This window comes from Legionella taurinensis (genome assembly GCF_900452865.1).
GTDB lineage: Bacteria > Pseudomonadota > Gammaproteobacteria > Legionellales > Legionellaceae > Legionella_C > Legionella_C taurinensis.
Map to the genome: position 1 here is coordinate 1,967,367 of NZ_UGOZ01000001.1, position 18,680 is coordinate 1,986,046.

The following is an 18,680-nucleotide window of genomic DNA, read 5'->3' on the forward strand; positions in this document are numbered from 1 at the left end:
TAGATTAAACGGTTACAGGATCCGGTTTGTCGGAATTGATGCCGTAACGCTTAATGGCCTCTGCCATGCTTGCGGGTTTCATTTCCCCTTCGGCAACCAGGGCTTCAAGCGCCGCGAGGACAATAAATTTGGCATCAACCTCAAAGAAATGACGCAACCGTTCGCGGGTATCGCTTCGCCCATAACCATCGGTTCCCAGTACCACATAACGGCCGGGAACATAAGGTCTGATTTGATCCGCGTACAGGCGCATGTAATCGGTTGCTGCAATGACAGGTCCCTGACGTCCGCTTAACTGCTCCTGAACATACGATTGCTGAGGCTTGGCTTCAGGATTCATGCGATTGTGGCGTTCAACCGCAAGCCCGTCACGGCGTAATTCATTAAAGCTAGTGACGCTCCAGATGTCGGCAGTGACGCCAAAATCCTCTTTGAGCAGGTCGGCAGCCTTAATGACTTCCCTTAAAATGGTGCCGCTTCCCATTAACTGAACATGCAGTTTGCCCTTTTTCTTGCTTTGCTGGAGAAGGTACATGCCTTTGATAATGCCTTCTTCGACATTGGCCGGCATATCCGGATGGGTGTAATTTTCATTCATGACCGTGATGTAATAAAAGACGTTTTCCTGCTTTTGATACATGCGGTGAAGACCATGCTGAATGATCACGGCCAATTCATAGGCATAGGTAGGATCATAGGCAATGCAGTTCGGAATGGTTCCCGCCATTAAATGGCTGTGCCCGTCCTGATGCTGCAATCCCTCGCCGGCCAGGGTCGTGCGTCCCGCGGTACCACCCAGTAAAAAGCCTCGGGCCTGCATATCGCCCGCCGCCCAGGCCAAATCGCCAATGCGCTGAAAGCCAAACATGGAATAGTAAATGTAGAAGGGAATCATGGGCAGTTTGTTGGAACTGTAGGACGTCGCTGCCGCAATCCAGGAGCAGAAAGCGCCCGCTTCGTTAATGCCCTCTTCCAAAATCTGACCGTCACGGGCTTCGCGGTAATACATCACCTGCTCATGATCCACCGGCGTATACAGCTGTCCAACTGGTGAATAAATACCGATTTGACGGAATAAACCCTCCATGCCGAAGGTTCGGCATTCATCAGGCACAATGGGGACGATACGATTGCCCAGGACTTTATCCTTCAATAAAACTGAAAGAATACGGACAAAGGCCATGGTGGTCGAAATTTCGCGATCCCCCGTGCTCTGCGTCACAGATGTAAAAGCAGACAGTTCCGGAATAGGTAAGGATTCGAAAGCCTGGCTTCGCGACGGCAGATAACCACCCAGCATTTCACGCTGCTTTTGCAGGTATTTCACTTCGGGACTGTCGGCCGCCGGGCGATAAAAAGGAATTTCGGTGATTTTGTCATCGCTGATGGGGATGCTGAAACGATCACGGAAAGCCCGTAATTGTTCAATGGTCATTTTTTTCTGCTGGTGGGTAATGTTCTGCCCTTCGCCAGCCGCACCCATGCCATAGCCTTTAATGGTTTTTGCCAGAATCACCGTAGGAGAACCCTGGTGTTCGACCGCCTGGGCATAAGCCGCATAGACTTTTTGTGCATCATGACCGCCCCGGTTAAGCCGCCAGATTTCATCATCCGACAGATTCTCCACCATCTTTTTCAATTCGGGATATTGGCCAAAAAAATGTTCACGGACATAAGCGCCGTTATTGGCTTTATAAGCCTGATAATCCCCGTCAACGCACTCTTCCATGCGTTTTTGCATGATGCCTGTCTTGTCGCGGGCAAATAAGGGATCCCAGCGGCCGCCCCAAATGACTTTAATGACATTCCAGCCGGCACCGCGGAACACCCCTTCCAGTTCCTGAATTATTTTGCCGTTGCCACGAACAGGCCCATCCAGACGCTGCAGGTTGCAGTTCACGACAAAAATCAGGTTATCGAGTTTTTCACGGGCGGCAATGGACAAGGCTCCGACGGACTCGGGTTCATCCATTTCACCATCGCCTAAAAAGGCCCAGACTTTTCGTCCCTCTGATTTTATCAGACCGCGGTTTTCAAGGTATTTTAAGAAACGCGCCTGGTAAATGGCCTGCAAAGGGCCTAATCCCATGGACACGGTGGGGAATTGCCAGAAATCGCTCATTAACCAGGGGTGGGGATAGGAAGACAGACCGTCAGCCTCCACTTCCTGGCGGAAATTGGCCAGTTGGCTTTCATTTAAGCGGCCTTCAAGAAAGGCCCGCGCATAAATTCCGGGTGACGAATGGCCTTGAATATAAATCAGGTCGCCGCCATGCGGTGTGGCATTAGGGCCTTTAAAGAAATAATTGAAGCCTGTTTCGTACAGGGTGGATGAGGAGGCATACGATGCAATATGGCCGCCCAGCTCCGGCGCGTATTTCCCGGCGCGCAACACCATGGCGACGGCATTCCAGCGAATCAGAGCATTGATGCGTTTACCCACGCCTTCATCGGGAGGCATTTGTTTTTCTTCATCCGGTCTGATGGTATTGCGATAAGGCGTATGAACGGCATCACGTAATCTTACACCCTCCGTGCCGGCTTTGCTAACCAGCTCCTGGAGAATGTAGGCCGCACGTTCATTTCCATCATTCAGCAATACCGCTTGCAAGGCATCCAGCCATTCACGTGTTTCAATAGGATCTATATCGTTTATCTTTTCTTGGGACATGGATGTCTTCCTCGTCAATCTATAAAACGTTTAACAAACAGCCGCAGCCTGCAGGCGTTTTTTCACCACTCCTCCACAGGATTGCACGCAGGCCACATAATCGCCGCGGCAATTGCACGTTGTTTTGCGGCATTGTAGTGGATCAAAGTAAGAATTCAAATCCCGTTTAATGATTTGACCATTTACAGCACTCTCATGGAAATAATGATTAAAGTTCTTTGCGGCTGTCTGGAAATTATAGGCGGTGCATTGCGCGCAGTTATTACGGCATACTTTGTTGCAGGCACGGGCTTTCTGCTCACAGGACAGCGTACAGGCTTTTTGCTGGGGCTTACCCTGCGGTGTAATGATCGGGTGTGAGCAGGCCGCAAGCAGAGCCAGAGCCAGAATTGTCAGTACCACACGAGCCATCGAATTTATCATAGTCAACGCTTCCTCGTTATTATTTAACCCGTTTTACAGCCAGGCAACCAGAGTAAAAAAGGCTAAAAACACCAGGTAAACAATCAGGGCATGTTCAACCAGCGTTTGCGCCTGCGGCAGGGTTACCGCGTCATTTTCAGACGTGCGCGCTGCGAGTACCCCTCCCTGCCCAAGGAGTAATTCATTGTTGTCGGGCTGTGAAAGAAAATACTGGGTAAAGAAACTGAAGCCCCTTTGGAAATTACCCACCAGCAAATAAAGCAGGACAGTCACACGGGCAGTAATCCAGTCGAGGTAACGGGTTATCGTCGCTGCAGCCGTGGCCGTTTGCGCCTGAACCTGGCTTAAAGACAGTAACCGGTACACCAGCACGGCCAGGGGACCCAGTAAAATATACCAGAAAATAACGGCAAACAGTTGCCCGTTGACGGCGGCAAAATAATCCCGGGCAACGGAGTCATCCTCTTCATCGGATTTGTCCGAAGCGACGGGGTAAAAGGGGTTATTGGGTCCAAGACAATAGTAAAAAATAACAATATTCAGCAGCAGATAAATGAAACCAAACAGAATATGGCAAAATAAAAACAACACCAGGGAGGTGATTAGGACAGGCGGTAAAATCACTGCCAAAAGCCTTAAATAGGGGTTGGCTAATGCAGACCCTTCAGGTAACCGCTGATTAATGGCGTTAAAATAACGGGTAAACCACGTAAACCGGTTCAGGGAAGCAGCATGAATCAGGTAACGTTCACTAAATAGACACAGTACAATGACCAATAATTTCATGATTAATCCTTCTGCATTTTTTCCGAGAGAGCAATCGGTGTTGGGTATTTCAACACCACGAGGTATGACGACACAATAAACGTCAAAATAGTTGTCGCCTGAATCAGGTTGGAAGCGACTTCTGAAATGAGTTTAGTACTTAAGGCGATACTTGCCACCAGCAGGGAGAATTCGCTCGCCTGACCGAGACGGACGCCGACCTCCTTGGCGATGGTTTTCTTTTCACCGGCCCGCTGCAGCAGGAACCAGAAAAACAGGGGTTTAAGCACCAGCATGAGGAAGGAGAGGATGAGTGCTGGTATAAAAACCTGCGCGCCAAAACCGAAATTAAACGTCGCCCCGATGGAGAAAAAGAACATGACCAGGAAAAAATCGCGCAGGGGTTTTAAGCTTTCGGCAATAAACAGGGAGATCGGGCTTGAGGCTAAAGCAACGCCGGCGACAAAGGCGCCGATGTCCTCTGACAATCCTAATTGTTTGGCCAGGAAAGAAAGCCCGAGGCACCACCCGATGGAAAGCAGAAAAACATATTCCTGGGTGCGGTCAAAACGCGCCAGCAGCTTTACCAGGATGTAGCGTTCGACCGCAAAGGCGAACAACGTCAGCGACGGCAGCGCCACCAGCACCAGAATGAAATCATCCAGAGCCAGGCCATTGCCCTGGGCGCCGTTAATCATGATAAGGATAATGATCGCGATGACGTCCTGCATCAGCAGGACGCTGATCATCACCTCACCGGTGTGCTGATGATGTAAAATGGTTGTCGGTAACAGCTTAAGCCCAATGATGGTACTGGAAAACATCATCGCCGCACCAAGAACCCAGGACTCGGTTTCGTTAAGACCAAACCAGCGGCCAATGAGGTAGGCAATGATGGCGAAAACAACCGAACTGACGATTGCAATCCAGGTGATCTTGCGCAGCATATGGACTAAGTTCTGCGGTTGCAGGTGAAGGCCCAGCAGAAACAGCAGGAAAACAATGCCAATATCGCCGACCTGCTGCACCACGGTAACATCAGAAACCAGACGCAGACCCCAAGGGCCCAAGGCCGCTCCTAATAAAATGTAGGCAACCAGCAGGGACTGTTTTGTATACAATACCAGAGTGGAAAAAACAGCCGCTCCAGCAAATATTAAAAAAATTGTATAAAAAACTGACTCATTATGCATAAAGTGAATGCCCTACTGTTCGTGTTGTCTGAAATGAATGGCAAATACCCAAAGCCGGCATTATAAAAAACACCTGGACGGGAATCTACCTCAACATTATCAGAATCAGGATCTTGGCTGTCCCTAGGATAACACAGATTAGCAAAGACCCAATCCTTTTATACGCAGGAACGCTTAAGGACAGCGGTTGCGCCCGGGTCCCGACGCCAGGACGTTTCCTCAAAGAGGCAGAATAGACAATTAATTATCAAGATGATAAAATTTTTTGTTGGTCTATGCCAAAGCAAACTTATTCAGTACAATACAGACCTTTTTGCCCAGAAGCCGAAAGCGCTTGCATCGTTGGCAGGTAAACCCAGGCGTATTTATTTAAAAATCAGGGAGTATTTCAGTCGATGTCGAATAGTAAAAATCATGGCGTTACGGATGTCATCTCCAAAGGAACAGCCAAGGCCTGGATTGTTTGGGGACTGGGTTGCGTCTTTTACTTCTACGAGTGCCTCCTACAGGTTTCCCCGAGCGTCATGAGTAACGAATTAATGCGTGATTTTGCGGTGACCAGTCAAACCCTGGGCATTTTATCCGGCATTTATTTTTATTCCTATGCGGCCATGCAATTGCCTGGCGGAGTCATGATGGATTATTTCGGCCCGCAAAAACTGCTCACCTTAGCCACCACCATCTGCGCCATCAGCACGATTGCGTTCGGCCTGACCGACAATTTTTTCGCCGCCTGCCTGGCGCGACTGATGATTGGTTTCGGCTCTGCGTTCGCCGCCGTAGGCGCCATGAAACTCGCCGCCAACTGGTTTCCCGCCAACCGTTTTGCGCTGCTGACCGGACTGATGGTAACCATCGGCATGCTGGGCGCTATCGGGGGCGAAGCGCCGCTGGCTTTATTGATTGACCACTATGGCTGGCGCCAGAGCATGGTCATTATGGGCAGTATTGGCTTAATCATTGCTGTGCTTATTCTGGTCATTGCCAAAGACGCCCCCGCCAACAAAAAGCCTGTCATTGCTTCGTCTCACGATGAACCCCTGTGGAGCAGCCTGGTTGCCCTCGTAAAAAATAAACAATTATGGCTGGTCGCGATCTACGGCGGCTTGATGTACATGTCCACCCCTGTTTTTTGCGGCCTCTGGGGCGTCCCCTTTCTGATGTTTAAAATGGGTCTGGCCAAAGCCACCGCCGCCAATTACATTTCCCTGGTTTTCATTGGCTGGGCTATCGCAAGCCCATTGTGGGGAATCTATTCCAACCGCATTGGCCGCCGCAAACCGCCCCTGTACATTGGTGCTGTTGGCGCGCTGATTACCAGCACCCTATTCATTTACGCTCCCATTACCACCGGCTGGCAGATGCAGGCGCTGCTGTTCATTTTCGGCATTTTTTCTTCGGCTTTCCTGCCAGCTTTTGCTGTGGCCAAAGAGCTGTGCAGCCGCCGTTACGTGGCGACCGGTTTAAGTTTTATGAACATGATGAACATGGTGGGTATTGCTTTGGCGCAGCCCATCATCGGCTTTATTCTCGACCGGATGTGGCAGGGCGAAATCGTCAATAAAGTCCGCGTCTACCCTCTTGAAGCTTACCATGTTGCGCTGGCTATTCTGCCGGTCGGCATTTTAATTTCATTACTGATTTTACCCAGGATAAAAGAAACCTTTTGTCAAAGTGTTCATGATTAATTAATAGAATAAAGACTATGGCTAAAAAACTTTTTATTAAAACCAATGGCTGCCAGATGAATGAATACGATTCATCCAAAATGGCAGATGTCCTACTCAACACCCACGGTCTTGAAAAAACAGACGTCCTTGACGAAGCGGATGTTATTCTTTTAAACACCTGCTCGATACGCGAAAAAGCCCAGGAGAAAGTCTTTTCGCAGTTGGGTCAATGGCGGGAATACAAAGAAAAAAATCCGCATGTGATTATTGGTGTCGGCGGCTGTGTGGCCAGTCAGGAAGGCGGGGATATCATCAAGCGGGCGCCCTATGTCGACATCGTTTTCGGCCCCCAGACGCTGCACCGTCTTCCCGCCCTGCTCGAAGAACGGGCACGGACTAAAAAACCGGTCGTTGACATCAGTTTTCCTGAAATCGAAAAATTCGATCACCTCCCCGCTCCCCGTGCCGAGGGCCCTGTCGCGTTTGTTTCCATTATGGAAGGCTGCAGCAAATATTGCAGTTACTGTGTCGTTCCCTATACCCGAGGTGAAGAAATCAGCCGGCCCTTTGACGATGTCCTTGCCGAGTGTTACCAACTGGCTTCTCAGGGTGTCAGGGAAATTAATCTTCTCGGCCAGAACGTAAATGATTACCGCGGCGTGATGAGTCAGGGTGAAACCGCCGATCTCGCCTTGCTCATTCACTACCTCGCCGCCATTGACGGCATTGGCCGAATCCGCTTCACCACTTCTCACCCACTTGCCTTCTCAGACAACCTCATCAATGCCTTTGCGGAAGTTCCCGAGCTGGCCAACCACCTGCATCTGCCAGTTCAAAGCGGCTCAGACCGCGTGCTATCGATGATGAAGCGCGGTTACACCGCCCTTGAGTACAAATCAAAAATCAGAAAGTTACGCAAGGTAAGACCCGACATCCGCCTGTCCACCGACATCATTGTCGGTTTTCCCGGTGAAACCGACAAAGACTTTCAGGATACGATGGATTTAGTCCATGACATCGGTTTTGATACGTCGTTCAGTTTCATTTACAGTGCCCGTCCCGGCACACCAGCCGCCAACCTGCCGGACGATACGCCCATGGACGTCAAAAAACAGCGTCTGCAAATCCTGCAAAACCGGCTTTTGATCAATGCGGCGCAATACAGCCAATCCATGGTTGGCAGCACGCAGCGTATCCTTGTAACCGGTCAATCCAAAAAGAGTGCTCACCAATTAGCCGGACGCACGGAATGCAACCGCGTCGTTAATTTTGATGGTCCTGGCACCTTAATCGGCCAGTTCGTTCAGGTCGACATTTCTGAAGCCCTGCCTAACTCCCTGCGCGGTCGCCTCAGCGTTTCTGAGGATGCCGTTCCGGCATGAGCGCACTGAACAATGAACTGCGGGTTCCTCGCGATCTGCATGGGCAACGCATTGACGTTGCCTTAGCCCGACTGCTCCCCCTTTATTCCCGCTCACAATTGAGCCAATGGCTGAAGCAGGGACTCATCCAGGTCAATCAGCGTCAATTAAAGCCGAAAGACAAGGTGATGGAAGGCGATGTCATCACGATTGCAGTGGAGGACGAGGCGCACCAACAGTCCAGTGACACGTATGAGCCGGAGTTTATTCCACTCGACATCGTTTACGAAGACGATGCCTTGCTGGTGGTGAATAAACAGGCGGGCCTCGTGGTGCATCCCGGTGCTGGAAATCCCAAACACACGCTGGTCAACGCGCTGCTGCATCATGCCCCCCAACTGGCCTCGCTTTCGAGAGCCGGCATCGTTCATCGTCTGGATAAAGACACCACCGGTCTCCTGGTTGTGGCTAAAACCCTGCCCGCTCACACCTCGCTGGTACGGCAAATGCAGGAACGCGACATTCAGCGTCGGTACGTGACCCTGGTTCAGGGGCATGTGATAAGCGGCGGGGAAATCGATACCTTTTTTGGCCGACATCCCCGTAATCGCCTGAAAATGGCGGTGCTCAATCAGGGCCGGCAGGCGGTTACCCTTTATACTGTCAAGCGCCATTATGATGCCTTTACCCTGCTTGATGTGCAGTTGTTAACCGGCCGAACGCATCAGATTCGCGTGCATATGGCGCACATCAATCATCCGGTGGTCGGCGATCCCCTGTACGGCGGACGCCCCAGAATACCGGCACAAATTGCCCCCGAATTACGCGAAGCCCTGCAGTCGTTTAAACGTCAGGCGCTGCATGCCGCGTCCCTGTCGTTTCATCATCCAGAACACGATGACTTATTGACTTTCACCGCCCCTTTGCCGGATGATTTTCAATCCTTGATAAACAGCCTGGATGAGTACCTTGTCTAATTTAATTGCCGACTGGCCAGCCCCTGCGACAATTCGCGCCCTCACCACATTAAGGCACTCGGGTTTTAGCCAGCCGCCCTATGACAAAAATAACCTGGGTCTGCACGTAGGCGACAACCCGGAACATGTGCTGCGAAACCGCCGCGAATTGGTAGACAGCCTGCGTCTGCCCGGTGAACCGGCCTGGCTTGACCAGACGCACAGCACCACCTGCGTGGTGGTGGAAGAAAACCACAATCGCCGCGCCGATGCCGCCATCACCCGTGATAAGCAACAGGTTTTAGCCATCATGACCGCCGATTGCCTCCCTATCCTGCTCTGCAACCGGCAAGGAACGGAAATTGCTGCCATCCATGCCGGCTGGCGTGGTCTGGTCAATGGCATCGTTGAAAACACGGTACAGGCCATGCAGAGTCAACCAGCCGATCTCATGGCCTGGATAGGACCTGGGATTTGCCAATCCTGCTATGAGGTTGGCGATGACATGCGCAGTCAGTTTAAAAGCCGTTATGATTTTTCATTGCCCGCTTTTCAAAAAAAGGACAGCAAATGGTTAGCCGATTTACCCGGTTTAGCTGCTCTGGTTTTGGAAAATTTGTCCATTCCTACTGTTTCGAAGTCTAATCTTTGCACTTTTGAGCAAAAAAATGACTTCTATTCCTATCGCCGCGAGCCACAAACAGGTAGAATGGCCACTTTAATTTGGTTCACTTAAACGCTCGGAAAAACTATGTCTCGTAAATTACTTTCATTTCTGACCGGTTTACTTTTCATTGGCCTGACGGCTTCCGCTGCCGCCGATGATAATAAAACCATCACTACCTTAGCCCCCGTTCTTAAGAACGTGATGCCAGCCATTGTCAACGTCGCTGTCCAGGGGGTTATACCTGCCGGTCCCCCTGCCGCAGACAATGACGATGACGACAATGAACGCCAGCAGCTCACCCCTGAAAAACCGCGCAAATTTCAAAGCATCGGTTCCGGTGTCATCGTCGATCCCAAAAACGGGGTCATCATTACCAATGATCACGTCATCCGTAACGCCACGCTCATCACCGTGACCTTGAATGACGGCCGCCGTCTCAAGGCAAAATTGATTGGCAGCGACAGTGAAACCGATCTGGCGGTGTTGAAAATCGACGCGAAAAACTTAAAGAGTCTGCCCATTGGTGATTCAGACAAAGCCGAAGTCGGTGATTTTGTGGTCGCCATTGGTAACCCCTTCGGTTTAAACAGCTTCGGCAACAGCCAATCCGCTACTTTTGGGATTATCAGTGCAATGAAGCGCAGCGATTTAAACATCGAAGGCATTGAAAACTTCATCCAGACGGATGCCGCCATTAACCCCGGAAACTCAGGCGGCGCCCTGGTTAACGCCCGCGGTGAACTTATCGGGATTAATACAGCGATTCTGTCGCCCTATGGCGGCAATGTGGGCATCGGCTTTGCCATCCCGGTCAACATGGCGAAAGACGTGGTGCAGCAATTAATCAAATTTGGGTCAATCCATCGCGGCCTGATGGGCATTTTTGTCCAGCACTTAACGCCAGAACTGGCTCAGGCGATGGGCTATCCTGAAGATTTTCAGGGCGCACTGGTTTCTCAGGTGAATGAAAAATCCCCGGCTGAACGCGCCGGATTAAAACCGGGCGATATCATTACCCAGATTAACAACACTAAAATTACCCAGGCGACCCAGGTCAAAACTACCATCAGCCTGCTGCGTGTCGGCAGCGACGCCAAAATCACGGTGAAGCGCGATGGCAAGGAATTAACCTTAAACGCGGTGGTAACCGACATTAAAAAGCACGAGCAGGAATTGCAGGCCACCAATCCTTTCCTTTACGGCCTTGCCTTAAGGAACTTTGAGCAGGATTCGCCTCTGCATGGCCATGTGGTCGGTATTCAGGTGGTAGGCGCATCGGAAAGCAGCGCCGGCTGGCGCGCAGGCTTACGTCCTGGCGACATCATCATCAGCGCCAACAAGGAACGCACCCCCAATGTGAAGACCCTGCAAACGATTGCGTCTCAGAAAAAACAACAATTGCTGGTTCAGGTTTTACGTGACGCCGGCGCGTTGTATATTCTAATCATCTAGTCTTAAAGACGGGCAAGTCGCCAGGCTTGCCCACTCTCTAAAAAAATTAAAAAATTAAGCATCTAACTCTTGACAGAATTCCTCATAAACGACAAAATCACGGCCTCTTGTGGCTATGTAGCTCAGCCGGTTAGAGCGCGGCACTCATAATGCTGAGGTCGGTGGTTCGAGTCCACCCATAGCCACCATTTCCAATCCCGTCGGTCTTACTTGACTCCTGCTCCAACGCGTTTCAATCCAGATGCCCTTTATTTAATTAATACCCTGATTATTCGAAAACGCTATTGAAACCGTGTAAATTTGGTTATGATGTCATAATTGCTTATTTCAGTGTTGCTTGATGCGTAAGATTTTATCATTAATCCTGGTTTCACTTGGTTTGGCCTGTGCTTATGCGACAACAGTTGCTATCAAAAACATAGCAATTGATGGACGACCTGCCTATGAGCTCAATGCCGGGCATTTTACCAATGAAAACAGCGCCCTGCAGTTGAAACTCAAATTGTCTTCCACACTGAAACAACCGGTAACCATCGAGCATGACAAAAGTCAAAACGTCTATGTTGTTAAAATTGGTCCGATTGAAGAATATAGCGTGGCTCAAAACATCAAGCAGTTGTTAAATCACGAGACCACGTCAACCAGTACTGACGCCCCGCCACCCCAGGCACCGCAACTGCCGCCGGGTGAGACAGAAAACAGTGAAAAAAAATTATGGAATCTTCGCAATGCAGACATCCGGGCGGTCATTGCCGAGGTATCCCGCGTCACCGGCAAAAATTTTATTATTGACCCGCGTGTCCAGGGAAAAATTTCCATTGTCTCCTCAACGCCGATGTCCAATAACGAACTGTATCAGGTGTTTCTGTCCGTGCTGCAGGTTTCAGGTTACGCCGCCATTCCCAGTGGCGACGTCATCAAGATTATCCCCAACATCGATGCCAAAACCGTCTCGTCTGATTTATTAAGCCAGATGCGCCATCCGCCGCGGGGCGATGACATGATGGTGGTCGTTGTGCCGGTGCGTTATGTCCCCGCCGAACAACTGGTGCCTGTGTTGCGCCCCCTGATGCCGCAATGGAGCAGCATCTCTGCCTATGCGCCGTCCAACATGCTGATTCTTTCCGGGCGTGCAAGCAACATTAAAAGTCTCGCCAACATTATCAAACAGGTCGACAGTTCGTCCGCCAATGACATTGACATGGTCAGACTGCGGCATGCTTTAGCCATGGATGTCGCAGCGACCCTTAAGGATTTAATCAAATCGCAACCCGGCAGCGGCCATGCGCAAACCATGATTGCCGCCGATGATCGCAGCAATGCCATCCTAATCAGCGGCAGCCGTACCGAACGCATTAAACTGCGCCTGCTGATTGCCGGCCTTGACCGGCAGAGCCCTAACGGCACGAACAGCAATACTCAGGTTGTTTACTTAAATTATTTGCGGGCGGAGGATTTAGTTCCTATCCTCGCCGGCATTGCTCAAGCGAATTTCAGCGGCAACGTCGGCACAACCATCGGCACAATTACCCGTCCTGAACTGGACAGCACCAATCCAGCCTCTAACCTCGTGAACAATTCATCCTCCGGGGGTTATGGTGGCAACAGCGGCGGCATGACGCAACCGGCTCAACCGCCGGCGGCTAATCCGGCGGCAACGCCCAATACCACCGGTGCCAGCACTCAGAGCGAGGGATCGACTAAACCCACGGTGCAAATTATTGCCGAGCCCAATACCAACTCCATCATACTTAATGCACCGGCCAGTTTAATCCGCATTTTAAAAGGCGTCATTCGTCAATTGGATATTCGTCCTGCGCAATTACTAATCGAAGCGCTGGTGGCCGAAGTGGATGCCAGTGACGTCAACAGCCTCGGTATAGAGTGGGGAACCAATCAGCAAACCGGCGACCCGGGTGATTTTCGCCCAGGGTTTGCCATCATTAATAACCAGACCACCATTGATGACTTTCAGGCCCAGATTCATGCTCTGGCGCGCAAGCGCAAGGCCAATATTCTGTCCACGCCGTCCGTCGTGGTTTTAGATAATCGCCAGGCTAAAATTTTAGTCGGTAGACAGGTGTCCGTGGCCTCCACCACCTACCCCAACAATGCCGGCGGCACTACCACGGCAAGTCCCTATGTCACCTTTGATCGGGTGAATGTCGCCCTGCACCTGTATGTTCGCCCGCAAATCACGCGCGGTGAGGGCATCCAGTTGCAGATTGATCAGGGCAACGACACCGTGGATCCAGCCAGCACGCTGGATACGACCAACCCGGTCTTTAAAATCAGTAGCATTGTCACCTCGGTTCATGTGGAAAGCGGCGACATTGTGGTGCTCGGCGGTTTAACTCAGGACAGTCTGGGTAATGATGATAACCGCCTGCCGATATTGGGTGATATTCCAGGCATTGGCCGTCTTTTCCAGCACAATATCCGCAACCGCGAAAAACGTGTGCTCATGGTCTTTATCCGTCCAATCATTTTAACAACGGAAGCGGATGCGGTGCATTTAAGCGGCGGCAAGTACAATGACTTACGGCAATCGCAGCTCGACTTCCTCCGCTCTCAGGAAACGTATCACAAACATGATGATGAAACCGTGCTGCCGCCTCTGAAATCCGCGGATTTGCCACGGCCATTCCAGAATCGCTTAGTGCAACGCAGCACCACGATAGTCACGACGAAATAGCAATGAACGAGCCTGAAAACATCAAGCGATTACCCTATGGCTTTGCCAAAAACCACGGGCTGGTTGCTGTCGCCAAAGACGAGGGGACGCTGCTTTATCACCTCCCCAATTTGTCGCTGACAGCGCTGGCTGAAGCGAAACGCCTGTTGCAACACCGGTTGACGCTCCAGGAAGTCAGCGAACATGAATTCCAACAGCATTTGGCGCAATGTTATCAATCGCAATCTTCCGTTCTTGATGCGGCCATCGACATGGAAGGCGATTTTGATCTCTCGCAATTTGCGGATCAACTTTCCAACAGCGAAGATTTACTGGATAACAAGGATGACGCACCCATTATCCGCCTGATCAATGCCCTGTTTACCCAGGCCATTAAACAGAAAGCCTCGGATATCCACATTGAAACCTACGAAAACCGCGTGATTGCCCGCAACCGCATTGACGGGGTGCTTCATGAAGTGCTGGAAATTCAGCGTGCTATCGCACCCCTGCTCATTTCCCGCGTCAAAGTAATGGCTAAACTGGATATCGCTGAAAAACGCATTCCTCAGGATGGCCGTATTGCCCTTCGCATCGGCGGTCATAATATTGATGTGCGGGTATCCACCCTGCCGTCCAATTATGGCGAGCGCATCGTACTCCGGATCCTGGACAAACAGGCTGCGCAACTGGATTTAAACCTGCTTGGCATGCCCGAAAGCACCTTAAGCATTATCCGGCGCATGATTGCCGAGCCCCATGGCATTATTCTATTAACCGGTCCCACCGGCTCCGGTAAAACCACGTCGCTTTATGCCATGCTGACGGAATTAAACGAAGTCAGCCGCAACATCCTTACTATCGAAGATCCGATTGAGTACGACCTGCCCGGCATTGGCCAGACCCAGGTCAATACCAAAGTGGAAATGACCTTTGCCAAAGGCTTACGCGCGATCTTACGGCAGGATCCGGATGTGGTGATGATTGGGGAGATCCGCGATCTGGAAACGGCTGAAATCGCGGTGCAGGCAAGTCTCACCGGCCATTTGGTGCTTTCGACGCTGCACACCAACAGTGCGCTCGGCGCCATTACCCGTCTGCGTGACATGGGGGTGGAATCCTTTCTGCTCTCATCCAGCCTGGTGGGACTCATCGCGCAGCGTCTGGTAAGAAAATTATGTTCCTTTTGCAAAGTACCGCATGTGCTCAGGGATGATGAACTTGAATTGATGAATCTCCCTAAAAATTCCGAAAAAATCACGGTCTATGAACCTAAAGGCTGTACGGAGTGCAATAACTTAGGCTATCGCGGCAGAACCGGGATTTATGAATTGATTGAAATCGATGAGACGTTGAGGCGCATGATCCACCGCGATGAGAATCTGCAGGTGCTTGAAGACTACCTCCGCCCCAATAATCCCAGCATCCGTCAGGACGGTTTCAAACGCGTACTGATGGGCGATACGTCCCTGGCTGAAATTCTGCGCGTGACCAGCCAGCATTAATCCTCTTCTTCAAACAGGCGAATCGCATTCGGCTGCGTCTCCATGACGAATAGTTTCTCCGCTTGAGGAGGAACAGCAACAGCAGCCGGTGGTGTTGCCTGAGCGACCGGGGTGAGCTGCGAAACAAACAGGTCATTGCTTAAATCAAGATTTTCCTCTACCACCTCCGCCGTACCGGGATTGAGCGCGGACGCTTTTAACAGGCGCTTCGTTTTTGATTCAATGAAATACATGACATCATCGACGATATCAAGCCCCTGAGGTTCTGAAAGATTACCGACCAGTACTTCTTTAATACGCGGATTAGCCAGCGAAATGCGACTGATTTTCCCGCTGTTGGCCATACCCGCGGTTGTCTGACCTAACTCAACGACATAGACATACCCCTGATAAATTTTAAGCTTCGTCGGCGCATCCAATCCTGAGGCAAAGGATTCCACCACGACGTTACTGGATTCAATGCCGCCATTATGAAAAATTTTAACAATCGTGCCATCCAGTAAACTGGCCGCCAGATAATACTCCCCTCCATTGTTTTCTACCCGCACGGTAGAGGAGGGTTGCTTATACCATAATCCGGTGTAATCACCGGTCAGGGTTTGATCATGGATAGAGTAATCTGCACGATTCAGAACCAGAATATTGCCAAGAAACATGTCGGTTAAAATGATTTTCCCTTCTTCACGAGCATCGAGGGTTAAACTGGTTGCATGAAAATTAAGATTGGTAAGGCCTGAATTAAAATCTGAAAACACAAAGCGGCTTTCAAGACTGGCATCCTGGGCATTGAATTCCTTAACCGAAGCGAGATCCGTCACATACAGGGAACGCCGATCCGAATCGTAGGCAAAATCCCACATTTGTGCTACCGGCGAATCAAACAGAATCTCCGTTGCACGGGTCGCGACATCAATTTCAAAAATCTGATTCTGATTATTGCTGACGTAGACTTTATCCCCGGAGCGATCCAGCGTCAGATTATCAAGTCCAGGTGGAAGCGTTGCTAACAGCACGGTTTCATCGCTCAAGGGATTATGCCGGTAAACATGACCAGTACGTCTTCCGATAAAATAAACCCGGCCATCCCGGTCTACTTTCACAGCAGCGGGTTTATCGATGTTTTCAACCAAGGGCGTCACCACCCCGGTTTCCACATTAATGACCACAATTTGTCCATGCACCACATCGGGTGCATAAAGCAATCCATCCGGGCCAAACTGAAATGAATTAAGCCACCTCCCTTCCGGTAAAAAGGGCAATAAGGGGATGGGGCGCGGCAAGGAGCCCCGCCAATCCAATTCATAAAGATTGTAAGGATCAAACCCTGCGACATAGAGGCGATCATTCTGACGTCGATAAGCAATGCCGTCAACGCCCAACAAGCTAGGCCCAAATGTTGCCTTGTACAGTCCGGTTTCCGGCAATAATTGAAAGGCCTCCATATTGGATTGAATGACACTGCCATTAGTAAGTACGGTAATCACCCGGCCATCCAAAAAACTGCTGATGGCAATCCCTCCCGGAACGTCACGCGAGGGATTCGGCGGGATAATGGTCAAATCCAAAGGAAAACTGCTCACTTCAGACAGGGTATAAAAAACACCCTCAAACTGTTTTTCAATCACATTAAACAGCCTGATGACTTTGGGGGCTGATGCCGTCAGCAATTGATTATTATTGCGGGTGGTAAGGCCATAAGAGCCCTTGGTTTCTTCAGTCGATTGCAGGAAAAGCGAGGTGCTGCGTGCATGCGCCGTGGCTTGATGAACAGGCCATGCGGCCAGGAGACTGGTGAAAACTAAAAGACAACCCCTTAACCGCAATCCCTTGTTGGCGGGCCGACTCACAAAAAAAGGGGTTACGTCACTACAGGGCTTATCAGCAATGATCATTACTTTGAGCTCCCGGACTTAAGCAGAATTTACGTTTAATCAACGATAAACTAACTATAGTCCAAGAGCCCTGAATGTGCTTAATCGCTGACTTTTCGCCAGGTGGTTCCCTGCGGGCCGTCCAATAACTCGATTCCTGATTTAGCCAGCGAATCCCGGATTTCATCAGCACGTGCCCAATTTTTGTCAGCGCGTGCCTGCAGACGCTCCTGAATCAATTGTTCAATGCCTTCCTTGTCTTCTTCATTCAAACCCGCCTGCAGGAAATCCAGGGGATTGGATTGCATGAGCCCTAACACACCGGCTAAATGCTTCAGTGTTAACGCCAGTTGCGGATCGCCCGTTTTATTGACCTCATGACTGAGATCAAATAACACAGACAAGGCCACAGGAGTATTAAAATCATCATTCATGGCTGCGGCGAACGCTGCCTCCCATTTTTCATGCAGGGCCAGCGAATCATCGCAGTGAATGTCTTTGATGGATTGATAAAGTCGCGCCAACGCCTTGCGGGCATTATGCAAATTCTCTTCGGAATAATTCAAGGGACTGCGGTAATGGCTGCTTAACAGGAAATAACGGATTGCTTCCGCATGGTGTTTTTTCAAGACATCCTCAATCGTGAAAAAATTCCCTACTGATTTCGCCATCTTCTCATTGTTAACCTGCAGCATACCGACGTGCAGCCAATAATTGGCAAACGGTTTTTCGCTGGCTGCTTCACTCTGGGCAATTTCATTTTCGTGATGCGGAAACTGCAAATCCAATCCGCCGCCATGAATATCAAATTGTTCGCCCAATTCCTGCATCGCCATGGCGGAACATTCAATATGCCAGCCTGGACGGCCATCGCCCCAGGGCGAAGCCCAACTGGGCTCCGATGCTTTGGCTTTCTTCCACAGCACAAAATCAAGCGGCGAGCGCTTTTCCCTGACGACGTCGATGCGCGCCCCGGCAATTAAATTCTCAATTTCTTTATTGGACAGTTTGCCGTACGCTTTAAAACGTTCGACTTCAAAACAGACATCGCCATTGTCGCTGACATAGGCAAAACCTTTTGCCATCAAACGTTCGATGAGACGAATAATGGCTTCAATATGGGCCGTGGCGCGAGGTTCCACATCAGGCGGCAGAATATTCAGGGCGCGGGCATCTTCATGCATGGCGTCAATATAGAGGGATGTCAGTTGATCAATCGGCATGTGCCGCTCGTTAGCCCGAACAATGATTTTATCATCAATGTCGGTAATGTTTCTGACATACGTGACGTCATAGCCTTCAGCACGCAGAAATCGCACCATGACATCAAAGGCCACCATGGAGCGGGCATGGCCTAAATGGCAACGGTCATACACCGTAATACCGCAGGCGTACAAGCCGATTTTTCCCGGCTCAATCGGTACAAACTGTTCTTTTTTTCGGGTCAGTGAATTGTATAAATATAACATGCC

At 50.4% G+C, this 18,680-nt stretch carries 13 protein-coding genes and 1 tRNA gene; 8 read left to right on the plus strand and 6 right to left on the minus strand.

The features are described from left to right. Positions 1–4: 4 nt before the first annotated feature. Genes aceE through DYE45_RS09115 form a run of 4 tightly spaced genes read right to left on the minus strand, consistent with a single transcriptional unit; the run spans position 5 to position 5,052 of the window. Positions 5–2,671 (minus strand): pyruvate dehydrogenase (acetyl-transferring), homodimeric type, encoded by a 2,667-nt coding sequence (gene aceE, locus DYE45_RS09100; protein WP_108292745.1) that lies wholly within the window; start codon positions 2,669–2,671, stop codon positions 5–7. A gap of 30 nt (positions 2,672–2,701) precedes the next feature. Continuing rightward, positions 2,702–3,082 (minus strand): Aq_678 family protein, encoded by a 381-nt coding sequence (locus DYE45_RS09105; protein WP_133138185.1) that lies wholly within the window; start codon positions 3,080–3,082, stop codon positions 2,702–2,704. 45 nt (positions 3,083–3,127) lie between these two features. After that, on the minus strand, positions 3,128–3,880 hold the full coding sequence (locus tag DYE45_RS09110; protein ID WP_108292749.1) for a hypothetical protein: 753 nt from the start codon (positions 3,878–3,880) through the stop codon (positions 3,128–3,130). A 2-nt stretch (positions 3,881–3,882) separates the two neighbouring features. After that, complete coding sequence (locus DYE45_RS09115; RefSeq protein ID WP_108292751.1) at positions 3,883–5,052, minus strand: cation:proton antiporter; 1,170 nt, start codon at positions 5,050–5,052, stop codon at positions 3,883–3,885. A gap of 395 nt (positions 5,053–5,447) precedes the next feature. Between DYE45_RS09115 and DYE45_RS09120 the strand changes: the two genes are divergently transcribed. The 8 genes from DYE45_RS09120 to lspE all read left to right on the plus strand — a co-directional run bounded on the left by DYE45_RS09120 (position 5,448) and on the right by lspE (position 15,337). Then, positions 5,448–6,740 (plus strand): MFS transporter, encoded by a 1,293-nt coding sequence (locus tag DYE45_RS09120; protein ID WP_108292753.1) that lies wholly within the window; start codon positions 5,448–5,450, stop codon positions 6,738–6,740. Between the two features lie 17 nt (positions 6,741–6,757). Further along, positions 6,758–8,104 carry a tRNA (N6-isopentenyl adenosine(37)-C2)-methylthiotransferase MiaB gene (gene miaB / locus DYE45_RS09125; protein ID WP_115300798.1) on the plus strand — a complete coding sequence of 449 codons (1,347 nt, stop codon included), beginning with the start codon at positions 6,758–6,760 and terminating at the stop codon, positions 8,102–8,104. After that, the gene (rluD, locus tag DYE45_RS09130; RefSeq protein WP_108292757.1) at positions 8,101–9,060 is read left to right on the plus strand and encodes a 23S rRNA pseudouridine(1911/1915/1917) synthase RluD; all 960 of its coding nucleotides are present in this window, start codon (positions 8,101–8,103) and stop codon (positions 9,058–9,060) included. Before miaB ends, rluD begins: the two co-directional genes overlap by 4 nt. Further along, the gene (gene pgeF, locus DYE45_RS09135; protein WP_108292903.1) at positions 9,053–9,775 is read left to right on the plus strand and encodes a peptidoglycan editing factor PgeF; all 723 of its coding nucleotides are present in this window, start codon (positions 9,053–9,055) and stop codon (positions 9,773–9,775) included. The genes rluD and pgeF overlap by 8 nt, the downstream gene beginning before the upstream one ends. A 15-nt stretch (positions 9,776–9,790) precedes the next feature. Beyond that, a complete protein-coding gene (locus DYE45_RS09140) occupies positions 9,791–11,158 on the plus strand; it encodes a Do family serine endopeptidase (RefSeq protein ID WP_108292759.1) in 1,368 nt (455 codons plus the stop codon). Positions 11,159–11,269: 111 nt separating this feature from the next. Next, positions 11,270–11,346: transfer RNA gene (locus tag DYE45_RS09145), tRNA-Met, on the plus strand. A gap of 152 nt (positions 11,347–11,498) precedes the next feature. Then, positions 11,499–13,853 carry a GspD family T2SS secretin variant LspD gene (gene lspD / locus DYE45_RS09150; protein WP_108292761.1) on the plus strand — a complete coding sequence of 785 codons (2,355 nt, stop codon included), beginning with the start codon at positions 11,499–11,501 and terminating at the stop codon, positions 13,851–13,853. A gap of 2 nt (positions 13,854–13,855) precedes the next feature. Next, positions 13,856–15,337 (plus strand): GspE family T2SS ATPase variant LspE, encoded by a 1,482-nt coding sequence (gene lspE / locus DYE45_RS09155; RefSeq protein ID WP_108292763.1) that lies wholly within the window; start codon positions 13,856–13,858, stop codon positions 15,335–15,337. Here lspE and DYE45_RS09160 read toward each other — a convergent pair. Continuing rightward, positions 15,334–17,229 carry a YncE family protein gene (locus tag DYE45_RS09160; RefSeq protein ID WP_115300799.1) on the minus strand — a complete coding sequence of 632 codons (1,896 nt, stop codon included), beginning with the start codon at positions 17,227–17,229 and terminating at the stop codon, positions 15,334–15,336. The two genes, lspE and DYE45_RS09160, sit on opposite strands and share 4 nt — an antisense overlap. 80 nt (positions 17,230–17,309) lie before the next feature. After that, positions 17,310–18,677 (minus strand): cysteine--tRNA ligase, encoded by a 1,368-nt coding sequence (gene cysS / locus DYE45_RS09165; protein ID WP_108292767.1) that lies wholly within the window; start codon positions 18,675–18,677, stop codon positions 17,310–17,312. Positions 18,678–18,680: the final 3 nt, after the last annotated feature.